Consider the following 18,289-nt stretch of genomic DNA (forward strand, 5'->3'; position numbering starts at 1 on the left):
GCCTCTCGCGCCGTAGCCCACACGCGTCCCGCCCGCGCGGTCCGCCCGCGCAGAAAGATTCTGCCATGCGCACACAAGAGCCCCGCGAAAGTCTCACGATCGTCGATGCCGCGAGCGCGCTCGGCGATGCCCTCGTGAGCGAGGCCTACCTTGCTCTGCGCGACGCCGGCGAGGTAAAAGCGCTGAGCGCACAGCCGGATCGCCTCACGCGCTTCTCTCGCGCGATCACCTACGAGGCAATCCCCGAGAGCCTCGAAGATTACGCCAAAGCCCTTACCGACACGAGCAGCCTGTTCCTCGTGATCGAGGAGCACGTGGAAGCCGAGGCTCTCGCGGTCGAAACGATCCGCGCAATGCGGCGCGCGGGCGTGAGCCGACTCATCGCGGCCGCCCCTCTCGATGCTCTCGGCTACACCGTGAACGGCGTGCGCGATACCGAAGCCCCGCGCCGGGAACACTCCCTCACTGAGAGAGCGAAGAAGGCGTGGGCAAACGTCGGAACCCCGAACCCAGCTCTGCTCGCCGCCCGCCGCGCAATCGAGCTCGTGCGTTGCTCGGGCCTTGAAACCACGCTGCTCCTGCACCCACCGATCCTCGTGGCGCCCGGGCCCGCACCCGTCACGCGCACGCCAGCCTCCTATGCGCCCACCGCAAGCGCCGATATCGGCGCCGCAAATGCCGCCCGCTCGATCCTCGCCGCCCGAATGCCCACGTCAATCGGCGCCGAAGACGTGCTGAGCGAAAGCTAGGCCGAGAGAAAACTCAAAAAGACTGACCACGCCCGGAGACTATGCAGCGCTATCCAGGCCCAGCCCCCTATCGTGGTGTCGTGACTGAGAACGCGACGAACGCTCCCCAGAATCTTCCAGGCGCCGCTTCCTTCAACGCGGCCGGCTTTGACGCCTACCTCTTCGACCTCGACGGTGTCGTGACCCCCACCGCCGACGTGCACATGCGAGCGTGGTCCCGCATGTTCAACCAGGTGCTCGTGAACTATGAGGGCCAGGCAAAATACACCGACATGGACTATTTCACGTACGTGGACGGCAAACCTCGCTACGACGGCGTGAGGAGCTTCCTCGCCTCACGCGGCATCGAACTTCCCGAGGGCGCCCCCGACGACGCTCCCGCGGCTTCGACCGTGTGTGGCCTCGGCAATCGCAAGAACGCGCTCGTCCTCGAAATCCTCGAAAAGGAGGGCGTGGAACCATACCCGGGAACGCTCGCCTTTCTCGACTCGCTGCCCGCGACCGCGAAGGTCGCGATCGTCTCGAGTTCGAAGAACGCCCGCACCGTGCTGAAGGCCGCGGGGCTCCTCGATCGCTTCGAAGAGATCGTGGATGGCAACGTCGCCGCCGAGAACAAGATCCCCGGCAAGCCTGCCCCCGATACCTACCTCTACGGCGCAAAGCTCGTGGGAGTGCCCGCTGAAAAAGCCGTCGTCCTTGAAGACGCGACGAGCGGCGTCCAGGCCGGAGCCGCCGGCAACTTCGGCGCCGTGATCGGCGTGAATCGCGGCGTGGGCAAGGAGGCACTCGCCCAGGCCGGCGCCACCATCGTTGTCGACGATCTGAAGGAGCTGGCATGAGCGTCCACAAAGTCTCCGCTGATCCCATGGACCGAGTCCATTTGCCCGTAAGCGAATGGGAACTCGTCGAATCGCGCCCGGGCGCCGAGCTCGGCTTCCTCGAAACGATCTTCGCGACCGCGAACGGCTACCTCGGCATGCGCGGCACCCCCGAAGAGGGCCGCGACGTGGCAAGCCACGGCACATTCCTCAACGGCTTCCATGAAACCTGGCCCATCAAGCATGCCGAGAACGCGTTTGGTTTCGCGAAAACCGGCCAGACCATCGTGAACGCCCCCGACTCGACCGTGATCAAGCTGTATGTCGACGACGAGCCGCTCAACGTCTCGACGAGCGACCTGCTCGAATACAAGCGGTGGATCGATTTTCGCGAAGGTGTGCTGCGCCGCGACCTCCTGTGGCGTACTCCAAGCGGTGCCCACGTGCGCGTGCGCTCGAGCCGCATGGTGAGCTTCACCGATCGCCACCTCGCCCTTATGTCCCTCGAGGTCGAAATGGTCAAGGGAAGCGCCCCCATCGCGATCTCCTCGCAGATCATCAACCGCCAAGACCTCGACCTCGACGCTGCGACGACTCCCGAGCGCCCCGGCACGGCGTCGAATAAGCACGATCCGCGCCAAACCACCTCGTTCGACACTCGTGTCCTCGTGCCCGAAGATAACCACGCTTCGGGCGACCGCGTGCTCATGGGCTACCGCACCGCTCACTCCGGGCTTGGCATCGGCGTTGCCGCCGATCACGCGGTGGAAACCGAAATCGATTTCCAGAGCCTCGTCAAGATCGACGATGACATGGGTCGCTTCATCATGCGCGGCGAACTCCCCGAGGGCGAGAAGTTCCTCGTCAAGAAGGCCGTGGCCTACCACTACTCCGCGGGCGTTCCCGTGCGCGAGCTCCAGGACCGTTGCCGCCGCACACTTGATCGCGTGCACAAGCACAAGCTCGAGCACTACCACAACGCCCAGCGGGATTTCCTCACGCGATTCTGGGAGCGCTCCGACATTCGCATCGAGGGTCAGCCGGCCGTGCAGCAAGCGAGCCGCTGGTGCATCTATCAGCTCGCGCAGGCCGCCGCGCGCGCCGACCAGGCTGGCGTTCCCGCAAAGGGCATGACGGGTTCCGGGTACGAGGGCCACTACTTCTGGGACACCGACATCTACGTGGTGCCGTTCCTCACGTTCACCTCGCCCGAATGGGCGCGCAACGCCCTCCGCTTCCGCGTGAATCTGCTCGATTCCGCTCGCGAGAGAGCTCGCGAACTCAACCAGCGCGGCGCCCTCTTCCCATGGCGCACCATCAACGGCGACGAGGCAAGCGCTTACTACGCGGCAGGCACCGCGCAGTACCACATCGATGCCGACATCGCGTGGGCGTTTTCGACGTACAACGACATCACGGGCGACACGAGCTTCCTCGACCTGCAGGGTGCCGAGGTGCTCGCCGAGACTGCGCGCATGTGGGCCGATCTCGGTTTCTGGCGCACGAACGGCGAGCAGACCTTCCACATCCACGGCGTGACGGGCCCGGATGAATACACGACGGTCGTGAACAACAACCTGTTCACGAACATCATGGCGAAGTACAACCTCGAACGGGCCGCGCGCACCCTCATCGACCTGCGCGAACGCCTCCCCGAGGCCTACCAGGCCCTCGTGCAGAAAATCTCCCTCGACGAGCGCGAGATCGACGAGTGGAAGGCATGCGCCGAGGGCATGTACATCGAGTTCGATGAAACGATGGGCATCCACCCTCAGGATGACCGCTTCCTCGACCGTGAGGTGTGGGACATCAAGGCCACGCCCGCCGACAGGTTCCCGCTCCTGCTCAACTACCACCCGCTTGTGATCTACCGCTTCCAGGTCATCAAACAGGCCGACGTCGTGCTCGCGACCTACCTTCGCGGCGCCGAGTTCACGAACGAGCATAAGAAGGCGAACTTCGAGTACTACGACCCGATCACGACGGGCGATTCGACGCTCTCCGCGGTCGTGCAATCCATCATGGCCGCCGAGGTTGGCCACCAAGATCTTGCACTCGACTACTTCCTCACGGGCCTCTACGTGGACCTTGCCGACCTGCATAAAAACACGAAGGACGGCGTGCACATTGCCTCCGCCGGCGGTGTGTGGAACGGCCTCGTGGCCGGCTTCGGCGGGATGCGCTTCAACGGCGGCGAGATCAGCTTCGACCCGCGCCTTCCCGAAGAATGGCCCGCCCTTGAGTTCCCCCTCACCGTGCGAGGGAGCCGCTTCACCGTGCGCATCACCAAGGATCGCATCGACTTCACCCTCGAAGAGGGCGACGGGCTCGAGGTGAGCGTGCGCGGCGAAACCGTGCGCATCACGAGCAGCGGCGTGAGCGTTCCGCTTCGTGGCCAGGGCCCCATCCTCGAAGATGGCGACCTCGAGGCGCACTACGTGGGCGATGCGCGCGCCGACGGCACCCTCATCACCTCGACCGTGCCGGACCCGAACTCGCCGTGGGAATACCCCGCGGTGGCGATTGAGGGCCACGAAGGCTAGGTCCCGGGGTTAAGATTGGGGTCCGACGGTTGCCAGGCAGGCGTCGGACCCTGATTTTTCTTGCGCGGCCGGCACAGACCCGAAGTGGAGACACGCACGTGCACCTCCTCGCGGCACACCCGGCCCCGCACGCCACTCCAGGTTGTTTTGACGCGAAAGAGAGCCATGAAACCGCGCATCGTCCGTGCTGACCTTCCCTCCGAGACCGCCCGCGAGCTTCCGCCGTGCGTGAAGCGACGCGACCTTGGCGCGCTCGGTCTGACCGGCGCCGCAGCGCTCGCGCTTGCGGGTTGCGGCCCCGATCGTGGCGGACTCAAAGCAAAAGAGGTGCAGGTCGACGATACGGGAGCTGTGTCCCTCGACGATCTTCCCGAGAACCAGACGACCATCGTGAACTTCGGTGGCCAGCGGGCGTTCGTCGCGGTCGTGCGCGGAAGCGGCGAGGAGCTTCACGGTTTTGAGGCGTACTGCACGCACCAGGGCTGTGCGCTGAATCCCGAAGGTCCGGTGCTGCATTGCCCGTGCCACGACTCGACGTTTGATTCTGAGACGGGCGACGTCAAGGGCGGCCCCGCCGAAAAGCCCCTCACCGAGGTCACCCTGAAAGTCGCGGACGGCAAGGTCACCCGTGCCTGAGCTCACGAGCGACGGGCGCGTCAAACGCGAGGTCGTGAGCTTTGTGCGGCGCGGCTCCCGGCTCAATTCAGCCCAGGAGCGGGCGTGGGACACGCATGCCGCGCAATACGTTATCGACGTCCCCCGCGGGGCGCGATCGACCCTAGCCGACCCCTCGGTGCGGCTCTCACCCGCAGAGCTGTTTGGAAACGAGAACCCGCTCATCGTCGAGATCGGCTCCGGTCAGGGCGATTGCGTAGCCGCCGCCGCCGCTTCACGCCCGAGCGAGAACTTCCTCGCCCTCGAGGTGTATAAGCCGGGCCTCGCCCAAACGATGATTCACCTCGAACGTCTCGGGCTTCCCGGCAACGTGAAAATGCTCGAGGTCGATGCAGAAAACTCGCTGCCCACGTTGCTTGGGCCCGAATCGATTCGCGAAGTGTGGATCTTCTTCGCCGACCCGTGGCACAAAACGAAGCACCACAAAAGGCGGTTGATCTCCCCAGAGTTTTTGCGCGTACTCACGGGCCTGCTCGAGCCGGGAGGAATCATTCGCACCGCGACCGACTGGGCCGATTACGCCGAACACCAGCACTCCGCGTTCGAGACTGCCGCACGAGAGGGCTTGCTCGTGAACATGCACCCCGAGGGGCCGCGGCCTGAGGGAACGGCGTCGGATCCCGTGAGCGACGCGATGCCTACCTCGGGGTTCGCCCCGCGGTTTGATGGTCGTGTGCGCACTGCCTTCGAAAAGAAGGCAACGGCGGCAGGTCGCCTCGTGTGGGAGTTCGCCTACCGCAAGGCGTAAAGCCGGGGCGCCTCAGAGCTCCGCCGGAGACTCGAACTTGTAGCCGAGCCCGCGCACCGTCACGATGAGCTCCGGGCTCTTCGGGTTGACCTCGATCTTCGCGCGCAAGCGCTTAATGTGCACGTCGAGAGTCTTCGTGTCGCCCACGTAATTCGAGCCCCACACGCGGTCAATGAGCTGGCCGCGCGTGAGCACACGGTCGGCGTTGCGCAACAGAATCTCAAGGAGCTCGAACTCCTTGAGTGGGAGCGGTGTGTCCTCGCCGCGCACGCGCACCACATGCCGATCGACATTCATTTCGATGCCGCCGGCGGAGAGCACGGCTTCGTCTTCATCGCCGTCCTGACCAGGAGCCTTCTGCTGCTCGCCGCGGCGCAGCACTGCCTTGATGCGGGCGAGGAGCTCACGCGAGGAATACGGCTTCGTCACGTAGTCATCGGCACCGAGCTCGAGACCGAGCACCTTGTCAAACTCGTCATCCTTCGCGGTCAGCATAATGACGGGAACGGTTGAGGTCTTGCGGATCTCCCGGCACACGTCAGTGCCGCTCATGCCTGGAAGCATGAGGTCGAGAAGCACGAGATCGGCTCCGTGCACCTGGAACACCGCGAGCCCGCGGTCACCCGTGTTCGCGACCGCGACCTCGTATCCCTCTTTGCGCAGCGAGTAGCTGAGCGCGTCCGAGAAACTCTCCTCGTCTTCAACAATGAGGATGCGTGCCATGATTCCTATTCTCCTGTGTGAACGGGCAGGTCCCTGGGTGAATCGTCGGCGAGCTCGGGGATGCGAAGCGTGAACGTCGAGCCCGAGCCCTCCTTCGACCATACTGTGACTTCGCCGCCGTGGTTGCTTGCAATGTGCTTCACGATCGACAGGCCAAGGCCCGTGCCGCCCGTCGCGCGAGAGCGAGCCTTGTCCACGCGGTAGAAGCGCTCAAAGATACGCTCCATGTTTTCCGGCGAAATGCCGATGCCCTCGTCTTTCACCGAAATCTCGACCATGCCGTTGTCGCGACGAGTCGACACCCCAATGAGAGTGTTCGGCGGCGAGTACGTAATCGCGTTCATGATGAGATTCGAAAGCGCCGTCGTGAGCATGGTCGAGCTTCCGAACACCTCAAGGTTCTGCGTGCCGCCAGACTGGATCGTCATGCCGTGGCCCGTGGCGAGATTCTGGTTGAGAGCGACCGCCTCAGCGACCACGGAGTCGATGTCGACAGAGGAGGCGTCGGCAAAAGATTGCGCGCCTTGCACGCGCGACAGCTCGATAATTTCCTGCACGAGGAGCGAGAGGCGCCGCGATTCGGTTTGCATACGTCCCGCAAAGCGGCGCACGGCTTCGGGATCGTCGGCGGCATCTTCCATCGTCTCGGCAAGCAGCGTGAGTGCGCCAACGGGAGTTTTCAGTTCGTGAGAAACGTTCGCAACGAAGTCTCGGCGGGTTTCCTCAACGCGGGATTGATTGGTCAAATCGTCGGCGAGAACGAGGATGCGCCGGGAGCTGCTGAGAGCACCCACGCGAACGCTCACGACAGTGGGCGTGTTCCGGTCGGATCGAGTGTTTCTCTCGTTCGTGAGGACCTGCTCGCGAAAGCCGCCCTGGCGCGAAACCTGCGTGACGATGTCGATGAGGTCGCGGTGGGCGAGGCGCGGATAGTCGCCGCCGGTCGTGCGAACGAGACCGTAGCTGTAGGCAAGAGGTGAAGCGCGCATGACATCGCCGCTCGAATCAAGCAGCACGTACGCGCTCGAGAGAATCGAGAGCACCTCAGAGGTTGGCTCCGCGACGCTCGGCTGGGGCGGCTCGGGCACCGATCTGCTGCCACGCAGTGCCGCGTAGGTCGCCACGGCTCCCGCCACGAGGCCACACACTGCGGCAAGGAGGAGGGCAACGACGTTCACCCCACCAGGGTACGCGCTTCGAGAGTCCGACGGCGCCTCGGGCCCCATCGACGCGAGTTTCGTTTCCTGGTTATTCACCCTGGGGTTTGCGTACATTCACTTCCCGCCGAGAAAATAGAGGCACAGTATTGCCTCTAGAGAAAAGGACGATCCGATGCGTGCCGCATTCCAGAATGAACTTCAGGTCCTGCGCGATGGCCTGATGGAAATGAACTCCCTTGTGGCCACTGCACTTGAGGACGCCTCGAAGGCGCTTTTCACCGGCGATCTCGCGCTCGCCGAAAAGGTCATCGTCCGCGATCAGGAGATCGACGATCTCCAGGCCGAGCTCGACGAAAAGTCGATCGACGTTCTTGCGACCCAGTCGCCCGTTGCCACCGACCTGCGTACCGTTGTGGCAACGCTGCGCATGAGCGCATCGCTTGAACGCATGGGCGATCTCGCCGCCCACATCGCGCTCGTGCTTCGCCGCCGCCACCCGAACGAGGTCATCCCCGCCGATCTCCAGTCGGCCATCGAAACTCTCGCCGACCTGAGCCTCAACGCCGTAAAGGACGCGGGCAAGGTCCTCGAAACCTACGACGTTGCGCTTGCCGCCGTGATTGAAGAGCGCGACAACAACCTCGACCGCGCAATGGACGAGGTCTACGCCGCGCTCTCGGCCGAAGGCGCCCCCTACTCCGTCAAGGAGTCGGTGGATCTCGCGCTTCTGGCTCGCTTCTACGAGCGCATCGGCGACCACGCCGTGTCGGTTGCACGCCGCGTTGTGTTCCTCGTGACGGGCGACTCGCTCGACTCGCACGGCCCGCAGACCGACGTCACCGAGTTCTGATCCGCGCTACTTTCGCGGCGTAAAACAGCTGCAGACACTTCGGATCGCGGGGCCCCGGCACATGCTGGGACCTCGCGTTTTTCATTGAGATATGCCTCCAGCAGCGGCGGGGCCCCCTTCCCCTTCAGCCACGCCCTCCCCCATAGTCACTTCCCCCTAGGCACACTCCACCCCCTCCCTCATCAAAAGTGGTGAAAAACGGCGTTAGACTCTCATTTCTCAACGCGAGATGGCGATTTTTCACCGCTTACGAGGCAGCATGAGCACATCAGCGCCGCGAACCGGGTTCTTGCATCAGCAAGGTCTGCCGGTGACACCCCCGAGGGCGAGACTTCGACCAAAGAAGGTGCGCGTCAATGGGTGCGAGGCGGCCGTCGGATCCTAAATCGTTCCAGACTCGCCCGATAGCCTGGGGCAGTATCCGCATCACAAGCGACAGGAGTTCCCATGCCCTCGAAACCAAGCAATCCCCTGGTTGGCGCCATCGTCACGGTCGCCGGGATTGGCACGTCGGTCCTCGCGAAGAAGGCCCTCGAAGTCGGCTGGCATCGCGTTTTCGACGAGGAAGTTCCCGACTCGAAGTTCGAGAAGCAGGCGAAGAAGGACCTTAAGGAGCGCAAGAAGCAGGCCAAAAAGGATGGCGCTTCGAAAGCCGAGCTCAAGGAAATGACGAGCGAGTATGAAGACGTCGCAGCTTGGAAGGTCGCGCTATTCACGGTCCTCTCCGGCGTGGCCATCACTGCGCTGCAGCAGGCGGCGAAGAACGGCGCCCAGTCGGGTGCGGAGCGTCTCGTTGCGCGGCGCCCTCGCGCAAACCGCGGCTAAGCGCGTCTTAGCAGTTTTCGGGTCCGGCTCTTCACGGAGCCGGACCTTCGTTTTTCTGGGCACCGCGTGCCTTGGCTAATTCCGCCACTATTGGCTCCGCTCCGGCTTTCTTGCCCTAGGGTCCGACGGTAGCCAGGTAGCGTCGGACCCCATTTCTTGGCCTTCTACCCACTCCGTGCCCACCGGCTCCACCCGGTTTAGCTAGCTGGCCCCAACCGACCTGCGGTGCAGCAAGATCACCCAACTATCCAGCCACCCAGGCCACCAGTGGGCAAGCCATCCAGGTCACCAGTGGGCAAGCCATCCAGGTCACCAGCGGGCCAGCCACCATGCCCCCTCTGCCACCAACTGGCCAACCCCCGCTCACCAGCGGGCTTGCCACCATGCCAACCAGGTCACCAATGTGCCAGCAAGCCAGCCATTCCCCATTCACCCGCGTTACCCCCATCTCCCGACTCCGCAGCGCTGCCATTCCGAAAGTGGTGAAAAGTCGCCACGTCATGTCGAGATCCGAGCACCTAACGCCGTTTTTCACCACTTTCGCGAATTGGTGGCAAGTGGAAGGTAGGTGCTTCGGAAGAAGGCGGAGGCACAGCCTCGAAGGCGCGCCAGTAGCAGCTGCGAGGCGGCATTTTAAACTCGAACGGCCCCGCACGTTCGTGCAGGGCCGTCGCGCTCTTAGTTGCCGATTACTTCTCAGGCGCGAGGTATTCGAGAGATTCGTCGAGCAACTGCACAGTAAGTCGCTGCGTCTCGTTGCCCACGGTGACGTCAACGAAAAGATTGTCGCCCGGCTTCTTCGAAGTCGTCACTTGGACTGCCTCGGCGCCGTCACCCCCGAGCATGATTGTCTCGCCCGCGGGGACGTTGATGCTCGCACTTCCGCTCACGCCTTCGACGAAGTTGAGGTCAACCGTGTAGTCCTGCGACGACTGATTGACGAGCGCACCGGTGACCTTCACGCCATTGGCATCCTTGACAGCGAGGAGGTTGCGCACACCAACCGGCTTCGAAGCGCCCTCGGGCGTGAAGTTGATGAGCGCACCTTCAGCCGGCTGGTAAAAGTGGTGAGTTTGCATCGGGTTGAAGTAGGCGCAGCCACTCAGGCCGAAAGCGGCGATGCCCATGAGTGCGGCAGCGCGGGAGAAGGGACGAAGTTTCACTCTGGCTCCTGCAATTCGTGAGGTCCGTGATTGTCAATGACGGAATGGTTTGCATCGCGAAGCGGGACTACCGGACCGGGACCAAGAGCCCGCGGGAATGGAAGCCGCCGCGCTAGCAGCACCCTCACAGACTACCCCACACAGCGCCTTTACTGCCTAACTCTGCAGCGGCGAAATATAGCACATGCTCGGATGTTAGAATGGTCGCTGGACGAAAGGGACCTCAACTCATGAACTTTAACGTCGGCGAAACAGTCGTCTACCCGCACCACGGTGCGGCGCTCATCGAAGAAGTCAACGAACGCACCATCAAGGGCAAGGTGAAGAAATACCTCAAGCTCAAGGTTGCGCAGGGCGATCTTACGATCGAAGTGCCAGCGGAAAACGTCGACATGGTGGGTGTTCGCGACGTCGTCGATCAGAAGGGCCTCGAAGAAGTTTTCGAGGTGCTCCGCCAGCCCTATGTTGAGGAACCCACGAACTGGTCGCGCCGATACAAAGCAAACGTGGAGAAGCTCGCGTCGGGCGACATCAAGAAGGTCGCCGAGGTCGTACGCGACCTGTGGCGCCGCGATCAGGATCGCGGCCTCAGCGCTGGCGAGAAGCGAATGCTTTCGAAGGCCCGCCAGATTCTCACATCGGAGCTTGCGCTTGCCGAGGACTGCTCGCAGGAGCGCGCTGAAGAGATCCTCAACGAGGTTCTCGCGTCTTAATGAAGCACATCGCGGTTGTGTGCGGTGCGGGGGTAGCGACATCCTCGGTCATCCGCAAGCGCATCGAGGCGTATTACGACGTCCACGCCATCGACGTCAACGTTACGCAGGCGACCGTGATGGATTTGCTCTCGCCGCAGTTTTCCGCCGATGCGATCGTCACGACGGTCACGATCCCCTCGTCGATTGGGATCCCTCAGTTAAGCGGCATGCCGCTGCTGCTGGGCACGAATGCCCGCGTGACATTCGAAGCACTCGACGCGTTGCTCGGTTTCGACCCGACGAGCACTGACTCGAACTAGGCCAAAGCTCCGGCTCGACTCGGGAGCGCCACACCTCACTACAGCAAAATGCCCCTGCCCAAAACGAGAGCAGGGGCACTTTGGCGTCACACTTGATGAAAAATCCCGGCGCTTACCCGCCCGCGGTCCTCGATGAGGCCGGTTTCTTCATGATCCCGCACGAGAAACGCGAAATCGCGAACGGCGACGCACGGCGGAATCAGTGGCAGCTCAGCGCCTCGACAGCCGAGCGCACGATGTCGTCGAGGTCCTTCGAGCTCTTCCAACCCAGCGCCTTCTCGATGCGCTCGGTCGAACACACGAGACGAGCGGGATCGCCTGCGCGGCGCGGAGCAATTTCGGGCTCAATCTCGATGCCCTTCGCGCGAGCGATCGCGTCGATCACTTCGAGAACACTCGAGCCCGTTCCCGTACCCACATTGAAGACACGATGCTCGCGCTCTTCCTTCGCGAGATAGCCGAGGGCGGCGATATGCGCGTCGGCGAGATCCTCAACGTGAACGTAGTCGCGGATACACGTGCCGTCGGGAGTGTCGTAGTCGTTGCCGAATACCTTCGGGGTCTTCCCACATTCGAGCGCGTCGAGCACGATCGGCACGAGGTTCATCACGAGGGTGTCGGCGAGCTCGGGGGCGCCCGCGCCTGCCACGTTGAAGTAGCGCAGGGCGACCGTGCGCATGCCGTGGGCACGCTCGGCGTCGGCAAGCATCCACTCGCCCACGTACTTCGTAGCGCCGTAGGGGTTGATCGGGCGGCACTCGAGTTCCTCATCCACGAGGTCGACATCGGGCATACCGTATACAGCCGCGGAAGAGCTGAACACGAAGTCACGAACGCCCGCGCGTGCGGCGGCGTCGAGAACATTGGCGAGGCCGCCGATGTTGTCGTGCCAGTACATTTCGGGTTTCTCCACCGATTCGCCAACCTGCTTGTGGGCCGCGAAGTGGATGACCGCCTTCACACCACGGTCACGCATCTCGCGCTCGAGCACCTCGACCGCGTCGCTTGCGGTGACGTCCTGCTTGATCAGAGGAGCACCGCCAAGGCGATTCTCGAAGCCCGTTGACAGATCGTCGACAACAGCGACGGACTCGCCGCGCTCTTGAAGAAGATGCACCACGTGCGAACCGATGTAACCTGCACCACCAATAACTAATGTCGTCATGTGACCAGTCTAATGGGCGCACGCCTTCAAACCTCTCCGAAATCTCCACGCAAATCACACGCCGCAACCGCAATCTGAAAAAATCCCCCCGTAAACTGACCTTCATGACCGAGTCAGAATCGCCCGAGCCCACGCTGCCCAAGCGCAACGCGGGTCGTCACCGATACGTGAGGCCCACTAAGGCCGATTCGATCGCACTTAGCAACGCTCAAAAACGCCGTGAGGCAGCGCAGCGGGAGCATGGCTTCGACCTCTCCCGCAGGAGCGCTTCGCGGTTCCCGAAACCGGGCGATTCTCGCGCTCAGACTGGCGTCGGAACCCCTGCCGAATCCGCGAAGGCAAGCACCGTTGCCCGCGTCGCAGAAGGGTCGGCCGTCACCCCGCTCGGGGATGGGGTGATGCGCACCGAGCCACTCCCAAACCTGCGCCCGCGTAACCACCAGATTTCCGTGGCTCGCGAGAATGACGATTCGATTCCCACTGGCGCCCCAGCGAGCATCGGGATTGGCCGACGCACCAGTCTTGACGAGGGCTCTCTCGCGCGCGCGTCTGTGTGGACGGCAAGCGGCAGCGTCTTCCCCGGGTTCGGTTTCATCCCTACAAAGTGGCGTGGGGTTGGCATCGCGCTCATGCTGACCAGCATCCTCATTGTCGGCGCAGTCGCCGCGCTCCTCATTTTCGGCGATCCAGCCTCGCTCGTGATTCGGTACGGAACGCGACGCGTCGTCGTGATCACCGCCCTTGTGTTCGTTGTTGTGGCCACCATCGTGTGGGTCTCGACAATTTTCCTCACCAATCAGTTGCACAACGTGCGCGAGAGGCTGCGCGGCCCCGCTCGAAGCGCCTCAAGAGCCCTTGCTTACACGCTCGCTCTCATCGTGGCACTTCCGGGCATTTACGCAGCGCATAGTCTCTACGCGACCCAGGCGCTGCTCGGAAACTCGAAAGTGTTTGCCGGTGCCGAGAAGCACAATCTCGCCCCCGGCGTGGACCCGTGGGCGAATCGAGAGCGCGTGAACATCATGCTTCTCGGTCAGGATGCTGGCCCGGACCGTACAGGAACGCGCCCTGACACGATCATGGTGGCCTCGATCGACACGAAGACGGGCCGCACGGCACTCTTCTCCATCCCCCGCAACCTCCAGTACGTGCGGTTCCCGAAAGGCACTGCCCCGGCAGAAGAGTTCCCCGAAGGTTTCACCTACTTCGGCAAGGACCAAAACCTCATCAACGCAGTCTGGTCGTGGGCAGAGGGCGTGAGGCCCGACCTGTTCCCCGGCGACAAGAACCCGGGCTTGACCGCGACAACGATGGCGGTCGAGGAAACACTCGGGCTCAAGGTCGACTACTACGCCATGGTGAACCTCCAGGGCTTCGCCGACCTCGTAGATGCCATTGGCGGTGTCGATATCGAGGTGGAGCGCGATATTCCGATCGGTGGCGGCGCCTCCAAGGTCGAGGGGTACGTCAAGAAGGGTTGGCAGCATCTCGATGGCTTCCATGCTCTTTGGTATGCCCGCTCTCGCCACAATTCGAACGACTTCGACCGCAACTGCCGCCAGCAGCGCATCGTGCGCACAGTCGCGGAAGAAGCGAACGTCTCCACGCTCGCCCTCAACATCCCGAAGGTGATCGGGGCAACCGAGCGCAACATTGAGACGGACATCCCGATTTCTCAGGTCGAGGCGTTTGCCGACCTCGCGCAGCGAATTCAGAAGGGCGGCTTTAAGTCGTACCCGATCAATCCAACCGTGACCCATTCGGGCAACCCCGACTACCCGTACATCAAGGAATGGGTGCAGGCCTCGATCAAGGATTCGATGAAGGGCTACGGCGAGGTTCCCGTGAGTGGCAAGCCGGGCGGCAAGGCCGGCACGGGCACAGGCGTGGGTATCACGAACATGAGGCCGCTTCCCGCGGAGCCCACGACGTCGCCCGATGACTCGGGTGAATCCGGAGACTCGAGCGACTCGAACTCCGGCGACAATCCCGATGTACAGGTCAATCAGGACCCGCTCGCGCCGTGCATGCCGGGTAACGAGGATCCGATGGGCTAACGCCTCACCGGCTCGCCCTCACCAACGTCCCCTCACCGCGAAGCGCCCTGGTGTGGCTCGCTCTAGTCGAGCTGCAGCAGGGCGTTTTCCAGCACTTCCGGCATCGCGGGGTGAATCCAGTACTGCTTCGTCGCGATCTCGCGCGCATCGAGACCGAAGCTCATCGCTTGAATGAGCACCTGGATGAGCGTCGCCGCCTCGGGCCCGATGATGTGTGCGCCGAGGATTGTCCCGGATTCGGCATCGGCGATGATCTTCACGAAGTCGCCCGGCGCAGAAAGTTCCATCGCCCACCCGTAGGCGACGTCGGCAAATTCCTGCCGGGCCACTCGAAACTCGCGCCCGGTTGCGCCCGCCCACTCGCGGGCCTCTCGCTCGGTCATGCCAACCGTGGCGATTTGCGGCGAGGTGAACACGGCCGCGGGAATCGGCATGTCGTCGCTGCGGCGCAGTGCGTGGGGGTTCAGGATGTTGTGTCGCGCGATCTTCAGTTCGTGGTTCGCCACGTGTTTGAGCTGCGCGGGCGAGCTGAGGTCCCCGATCGAGTAGATTCCGTCGATCACCTCGCCGCCCGAGCTCAGGACCCTCTGATGGGCATCGACCATGACACGCCCCGCCTCGTCCATACCGATCCCTCCCGCCTCGACATTCAGCAGGTCGCTGTTCGGCGTTCGGCCGGTCGCCACGAGAATGTCGGCAACGGTGAGGGTTCGCGGTGCGCGTGCGCTGGAGTTTTCGGGGTCCGACGGTTGCAGGTCAATCTCGACGCCTTTTTCCGTGCGTCGCACTCCGCTTGTCGAGGTATTGAGGTGCACCGTGTAGCGCGCCGAGGCGATCTCGGTGATGCGACGTGCCACGTCGTCATCGAAGCTCCTCAGCAGGGAGCCTGAGCGGGCAATCAGGTGTACGTCCACGCCGAAGGCGTCGAGGATGTGCGCGAACTCGAGGGCGATCACGCCTGAGCCCAGAATCGCGATCGACTCGGGAAGCCGCTCAAGACGCATGATGGTGTCGCTCGTGAGGGGATGCGAATCCTTGAGGCCGGGAATGTTCGGGATTGCGGGGCGCGAGCCGGCCGCGAGAAGAATCGTGTCGGCGGTGACCTCGCGCGTGCCATCTGCTGTCTCGACCACGAGACGTTTCGGTGCGGTGAAGCGTGCCGTGCCGCGGATGAGGGCCAGGTTCTCATTATCCGAGTGGCTCGCGCGGTAATCCTCGCCGCCGCGGGAGATCGGGTCAATTCGACCGAAAACTCGGTCGCGCACGGCCGGGAATCCGACGCCACCAAGCGCCGCATCGACCCCGAATTTCTCGGCATGTTCATGGCGGGCATTGACGGCAATGTTAGCCGTGTGCACGAACATCTTCGTGGGGATGCAGCCGAGGTTGAGGCAGGTTCCACCGAAGACGTGTTCGGGGCCTACGCCTCGGTCGATGTAGACGATCGATTTCTCCGCGAACTCGGGTCCCGGGAAGGAGTTGCCAGAGCCGGAGCCGATGAGGGCGATGTCGAAGTGTTCTGGGGCGCTCATGGTGTCAAGGATACGGGCAGCGCTGTGCCCGCTCTCATCGATGCGTTTCTTTCATCCCTTCGAATCGCGCGCCCTCTTTCGGAACGACACGCCTCCCCCACTCCTTGGCGTGAAACAATGGATCCATGCCCGACATTCTCGAGACCATGCCCGAAGCGAGCGAACCAATGTTCCTGCTCACGGCCCCAGTCGAGAATGAACTCGTCATCACGAAGTCGCGCTTTATCGCGTACCTCGCCCCCATCGAGACGGTCGACGAAGCAGACCACCTCATCCGCGAGCGCCGCGCCATGCACCCGAATGCGCGCCACCACTGCACCGCCCTCACGCTCGGCACGCCGGTGCATCTTCAACGCTCCAACGACGACGGCGAACCAAGCTCGACGGCAGGCATGCCCATGGCGCAAGCGATGCGCGGGCGGCACATGACAAATATCCTCGCCGTCGTCACGCGCTACTTCGGCGGCATCAAACTCGGGGCGGGAGGCCTCGTGCGGGCCTACGGCAACGCCGTGACTGACGCGCTCGATGTCGCCTCGTCGAAGGGGCTCGTGCGCGAACGGGTTGTTCGCCAAGTGACAGATCTCGAGGTCGGCTACGAACTCGCAGGCACCTTCGAGGCATCGATTCGCGCGTGGGCCGAGAATACCGGTGGCGTGAGCATCGAGGGCGCCGACTACACCGCGAGTGGGCTTACCCTCCGCTTCGTTCACCGCGTGGAAATCGCCTCTGACCTCGAGCGGGCTGCCGCTGAGCTTTCGAGCGGCGCCGTGAGCGCGGCAAGCGTCGGATACACATACGCCGATGTGCCCGCGCAATTTTAAGGCCGGCCAGCACCCGATTGACGTGCGAAAAGTCCCGGGTCGTCCTATAGTGCTTGGAGGCCGCGGAACCGCGTGCCCAAAGCTGACGATGGAGTCTCGATGAAAAAGATCCTCAATTCACTGCTCGCGAAGATCGTGATCGCGATCGTGCTTGGCATCCTCGTGGGTCTCGTAGCCCCCGATTGGTTTTCGCGCGGAACCGCGACGTTTTCGAAACTTTTCGGCAACTTCCTGAGCTTCATCATCCCGCTCATCATCATCGGCCTCATCACGCCCGCGATTTCTGAATTCGGTAGAGGCGCCGGCAAGTGGCTCGGCGTGACCGCTGCACTCGCGTACGCCTCCACGCTCATCGCTGGCACCTACGCGATCGGCGCCGGGTACCTTGCGTTCCCGCTGCTGCTCGGCGACGGCACTAAGCTCGGCGGCGTATCCGAGCCCGAGACGAGCTTCGAGCCGTTCTTTGAGATCGCGATGGACCCCATCTTCGGTGTCATGACCGCGCTCATTACGAGCTTCGTGATCGGCCTGGGCATCGTCGCAGTGCGCGCAACAACCATTCACGAGGGCTTCCTTGAGCTTCGCAAGATCGTCAATGCCACGATCTCGAAAATCATCGTGCCGCTTCTGCCGCTCTACATTTTCGCAATCTTCGAAAACATGACGGCGAAGAAAGAAGTGTGGGACATCATCGTGAAGATGCTGCCGATCGTTGTACTCGCCTTCGTGCTCACCGCGATTATGCTCGTTCTCCAGTTCCTCGCCGCCGGCATCGCCAAGCGCAGGAACCCGTTCGTCATGCTCGGGAAGATGCTGCCTGCCTACGCGACGGCGCTTGGAACAAGCTCGAGCGCCGCGACGATTCCCGTCACGACCCGCTGCGCCGAGAATGCCGGCATTTCGAAGTCCGTCTCGAACTTCGTGATTCCACTGTGTGCGACGATTCACCTTTCAGGCTCGACCGTGAAGATCACCCTGTTCGCGTTCGCGATCCTGTGGACCACACACGGTGATTACAGCTTCGCGAGCCTCCTCGGCTTCGTGGCGATGCTCGGCGTGTCGATGATCGCCGCTCCCGGCGTGCCCGGCGGCGCAATCGTGACCGCGTCGGCGCTTCTCGCGGAGCAGCTCGCGTTCAATGAATCGCAGGTGGGCCTCATGGTGGCCCTCTACGTGGCGCTCGACTCGTTCGGTACCGCCACGAACGTCACGGGCGACGGTGCGATCGCCGCGATCGTGGATCGCCTCTCGGGCGGCAAGGTCAGCGACGATGACGACGAGGAAGTCGCCACCGCCGACAACGCCGCTGCGCCGGCTGCCGCTGAGGGGTCGGCTGCGGCCTAAGCGCTGCACACTGCATCACCGCTGAACAGAGCAGCACCGCTGCACCGCACAGCACCGCTGCAGTGAGCAATTGGAAAGGCGTGGCTTCGGCCGCGCCT

The 18,289-nt window shown here is 63.1% G+C and carries 17 protein-coding genes; 12 read left to right on the forward strand and 5 right to left on the reverse strand.

Features of this window, described 5'->3' with window-relative positions; all coding sequences use genetic code 11:
- The first annotated feature begins 65 nt into the window (after positions 1–65).
- From M3B90_RS01765 to trmB, 5 genes are all read left to right on the forward strand, one after another.
- Complete coding sequence (locus M3B90_RS01765; RefSeq protein ID WP_259888343.1) at positions 66–749, forward strand: SDR family oxidoreductase; 684 nt, start codon at positions 66–68, stop codon at positions 747–749.
- A gap of 80 nt (positions 750–829) precedes the next feature.
- Positions 830–1,588, forward strand: coding sequence for an HAD family phosphatase (locus M3B90_RS01770; RefSeq protein WP_259888344.1), 759 nt, complete (start codon positions 830–832; stop codon positions 1,586–1,588).
- On the forward strand, positions 1,585–4,110 hold the full coding sequence (locus M3B90_RS01775; RefSeq protein ID WP_259888345.1) for a glycoside hydrolase family 65 protein: 2,526 nt from the start codon (positions 1,585–1,587) through the stop codon (positions 4,108–4,110). Before M3B90_RS01770 ends, M3B90_RS01775 begins: the two co-directional genes overlap by 4 nt.
- Positions 4,111–4,275: 165 nt before the next feature.
- Complete coding sequence (locus tag M3B90_RS01780; RefSeq protein WP_259888346.1) at positions 4,276–4,746, forward strand: ubiquinol-cytochrome c reductase iron-sulfur subunit; 471 nt, start codon at positions 4,276–4,278, stop codon at positions 4,744–4,746.
- Positions 4,739–5,533, forward strand: a complete 795-nt coding sequence (trmB, locus tag M3B90_RS01785; protein ID WP_259888347.1) for a tRNA (guanosine(46)-N7)-methyltransferase TrmB — start codon at positions 4,739–4,741, stop codon at positions 5,531–5,533. The genes M3B90_RS01780 and trmB overlap by 8 nt, the downstream gene beginning before the upstream one ends.
- Before the next feature lie 12 nt (positions 5,534–5,545).
- On the opposite strand, the gene M3B90_RS01790 is transcribed toward trmB, so the two are convergent.
- Together M3B90_RS01790 and M3B90_RS01795 are read right to left on the reverse strand one after the other, a co-directional pair.
- Positions 5,546–6,256: a response regulator transcription factor gene (locus tag M3B90_RS01790; RefSeq protein ID WP_259888348.1), complete on the reverse strand. Its 711-nt coding sequence runs from the start codon at positions 6,254–6,256 to the stop codon at positions 5,546–5,548.
- 5 nt (positions 6,257–6,261) lie between these two features.
- Entirely contained in the window at positions 6,262–7,512 is a 1,251-nt protein-coding gene (locus M3B90_RS01795; RefSeq protein WP_311199922.1) for an ATP-binding protein, read from the reverse strand.
- Positions 7,513–7,588: 76 nt separating this feature from the next.
- Between M3B90_RS01795 and phoU the strand changes: the two genes are divergently transcribed.
- The gene (gene phoU, locus M3B90_RS01800) at positions 7,589–8,266 is read left to right on the forward strand and encodes a phosphate signaling complex protein PhoU (RefSeq protein WP_259888349.1); all 678 of its coding nucleotides are present in this window, start codon (positions 7,589–7,591) and stop codon (positions 8,264–8,266) included.
- Positions 8,267–8,713: 447 nt separating this feature from the next.
- Entirely contained in the window at positions 8,714–9,091 is a 378-nt protein-coding gene (locus tag M3B90_RS01805; RefSeq protein WP_259888350.1) for a DUF4235 domain-containing protein, read from the forward strand.
- A gap of 689 nt (positions 9,092–9,780) precedes the next feature.
- Here the strand turns inward: M3B90_RS01805 and M3B90_RS01810 are convergent.
- Positions 9,781–10,254 carry a hypothetical protein gene (locus tag M3B90_RS01810; protein WP_259888351.1) on the reverse strand — a complete coding sequence of 158 codons (474 nt, stop codon included), beginning with the start codon at positions 10,252–10,254 and terminating at the stop codon, positions 9,781–9,783.
- 230 nt (positions 10,255–10,484) lie between these two features.
- On the opposite strand from M3B90_RS01810, the gene M3B90_RS01815 reads away from it, so the two are divergent.
- Positions 10,485–10,967: a CarD family transcriptional regulator gene (locus M3B90_RS01815; RefSeq protein ID WP_259888352.1), complete on the forward strand. Its 483-nt coding sequence runs from the start codon at positions 10,485–10,487 to the stop codon at positions 10,965–10,967.
- Complete coding sequence (locus M3B90_RS01820) at positions 10,967–11,269, forward strand: PTS sugar transporter subunit IIB (RefSeq protein ID WP_259888353.1); 303 nt, start codon at positions 10,967–10,969, stop codon at positions 11,267–11,269. The genes M3B90_RS01815 and M3B90_RS01820 overlap by 1 nt, the downstream gene beginning before the upstream one ends.
- Positions 11,270–11,468: 199 nt before the next feature.
- On the opposite strand, the gene galE is transcribed toward M3B90_RS01820, so the two are convergent.
- Positions 11,469–12,434, reverse strand: coding sequence for a UDP-glucose 4-epimerase GalE (galE, locus tag M3B90_RS01825; RefSeq protein ID WP_259888354.1), 966 nt, complete (start codon positions 12,432–12,434; stop codon positions 11,469–11,471).
- Positions 12,435–12,538: 104 nt separating this feature from the next.
- On the opposite strand from galE, the gene M3B90_RS01830 reads away from it, so the two are divergent.
- On the forward strand, positions 12,539–14,491 hold the full coding sequence (locus tag M3B90_RS01830; RefSeq protein ID WP_259888355.1) for an LCP family protein: 1,953 nt from the start codon (positions 12,539–12,541) through the stop codon (positions 14,489–14,491).
- 62 nt (positions 14,492–14,553) lie between these two features.
- On the opposite strand, the gene M3B90_RS01835 is transcribed toward M3B90_RS01830, so the two are convergent.
- On the reverse strand, positions 14,554–16,023 hold the full coding sequence (locus M3B90_RS01835) for a mycothione reductase (RefSeq protein WP_259888356.1): 1,470 nt from the start codon (positions 16,021–16,023) through the stop codon (positions 14,554–14,556).
- Positions 16,024–16,148: 125 nt separating this feature from the next.
- On the opposite strand from M3B90_RS01835, the gene M3B90_RS01840 reads away from it, so the two are divergent.
- Positions 16,149–16,847 (forward strand): YigZ family protein, encoded by a 699-nt coding sequence (locus M3B90_RS01840; protein WP_259888357.1) that lies wholly within the window; start codon positions 16,149–16,151, stop codon positions 16,845–16,847.
- A 99-nt stretch (positions 16,848–16,946) separates the two neighbouring features.
- The gene (locus tag M3B90_RS01845) at positions 16,947–18,191 is read left to right on the forward strand and encodes a dicarboxylate/amino acid:cation symporter (RefSeq protein WP_259888358.1); all 1,245 of its coding nucleotides are present in this window, start codon (positions 16,947–16,949) and stop codon (positions 18,189–18,191) included.
- Positions 18,192–18,289 lie beyond the last annotated feature (98 nt).

Source organism: Dermabacter sp. p3-SID358, assembly GCF_025147465.1.
Lineage (GTDB): Bacteria > Actinomycetota > Actinomycetes > Actinomycetales > Dermabacteraceae > Dermabacter.

Bases quoted from the DNA above. Each gene is read 5' to 3' on its own strand.
- M3B90_RS01765 (WP_259888343.1), top strand. From the start codon at position 66: ATGCGCACACAAGAGCCCCGCGAAAGTCTCACGATCGTCGATGCCGCG.
- M3B90_RS01775 (WP_259888345.1), top strand. From the start codon at position 1,585: ATGAGCGTCCACAAAGTCTCCGCTGATCCCATGGACCGAGTCCATTTG.
- M3B90_RS01780 (WP_259888346.1), top strand. From the start codon at position 4,276: ATGAAACCGCGCATCGTCCGTGCTGACCTTCCCTCCGAGACCGCCCGC.
- M3B90_RS01790 (WP_259888348.1), bottom strand. From the start codon at position 6,256: ATGGCACGCATCCTCATTGTTGAAGACGAGGAGAGTTTCTCGGACGCG.
- phoU (WP_259888349.1), top strand. From the start codon at position 7,589: ATGCGTGCCGCATTCCAGAATGAACTTCAGGTCCTGCGCGATGGCCTG.
- M3B90_RS01805 (WP_259888350.1), top strand. From the start codon at position 8,714: ATGCCCTCGAAACCAAGCAATCCCCTGGTTGGCGCCATCGTCACGGTC.
- M3B90_RS01815 (WP_259888352.1), top strand. From the start codon at position 10,485: ATGAACTTTAACGTCGGCGAAACAGTCGTCTACCCGCACCACGGTGCG.
- M3B90_RS01820 (WP_259888353.1), top strand. From the start codon at position 10,967: ATGAAGCACATCGCGGTTGTGTGCGGTGCGGGGGTAGCGACATCCTCG.
- galE (WP_259888354.1), bottom strand. From the start codon at position 12,434: ATGACGACATTAGTTATTGGTGGTGCAGGTTACATCGGTTCGCACGTG.
- M3B90_RS01830 (WP_259888355.1), top strand. From the start codon at position 12,539: ATGACCGAGTCAGAATCGCCCGAGCCCACGCTGCCCAAGCGCAACGCG.
- M3B90_RS01835 (WP_259888356.1), bottom strand. From the start codon at position 16,023: ATGAGCGCCCCAGAACACTTCGACATCGCCCTCATCGGCTCCGGCTCT.
- M3B90_RS01840 (WP_259888357.1), top strand. From the start codon at position 16,149: ATGCCCGACATTCTCGAGACCATGCCCGAAGCGAGCGAACCAATGTTC.
- M3B90_RS01845 (WP_259888358.1), top strand. From the start codon at position 16,947: ATGAAAAAGATCCTCAATTCACTGCTCGCGAAGATCGTGATCGCGATC.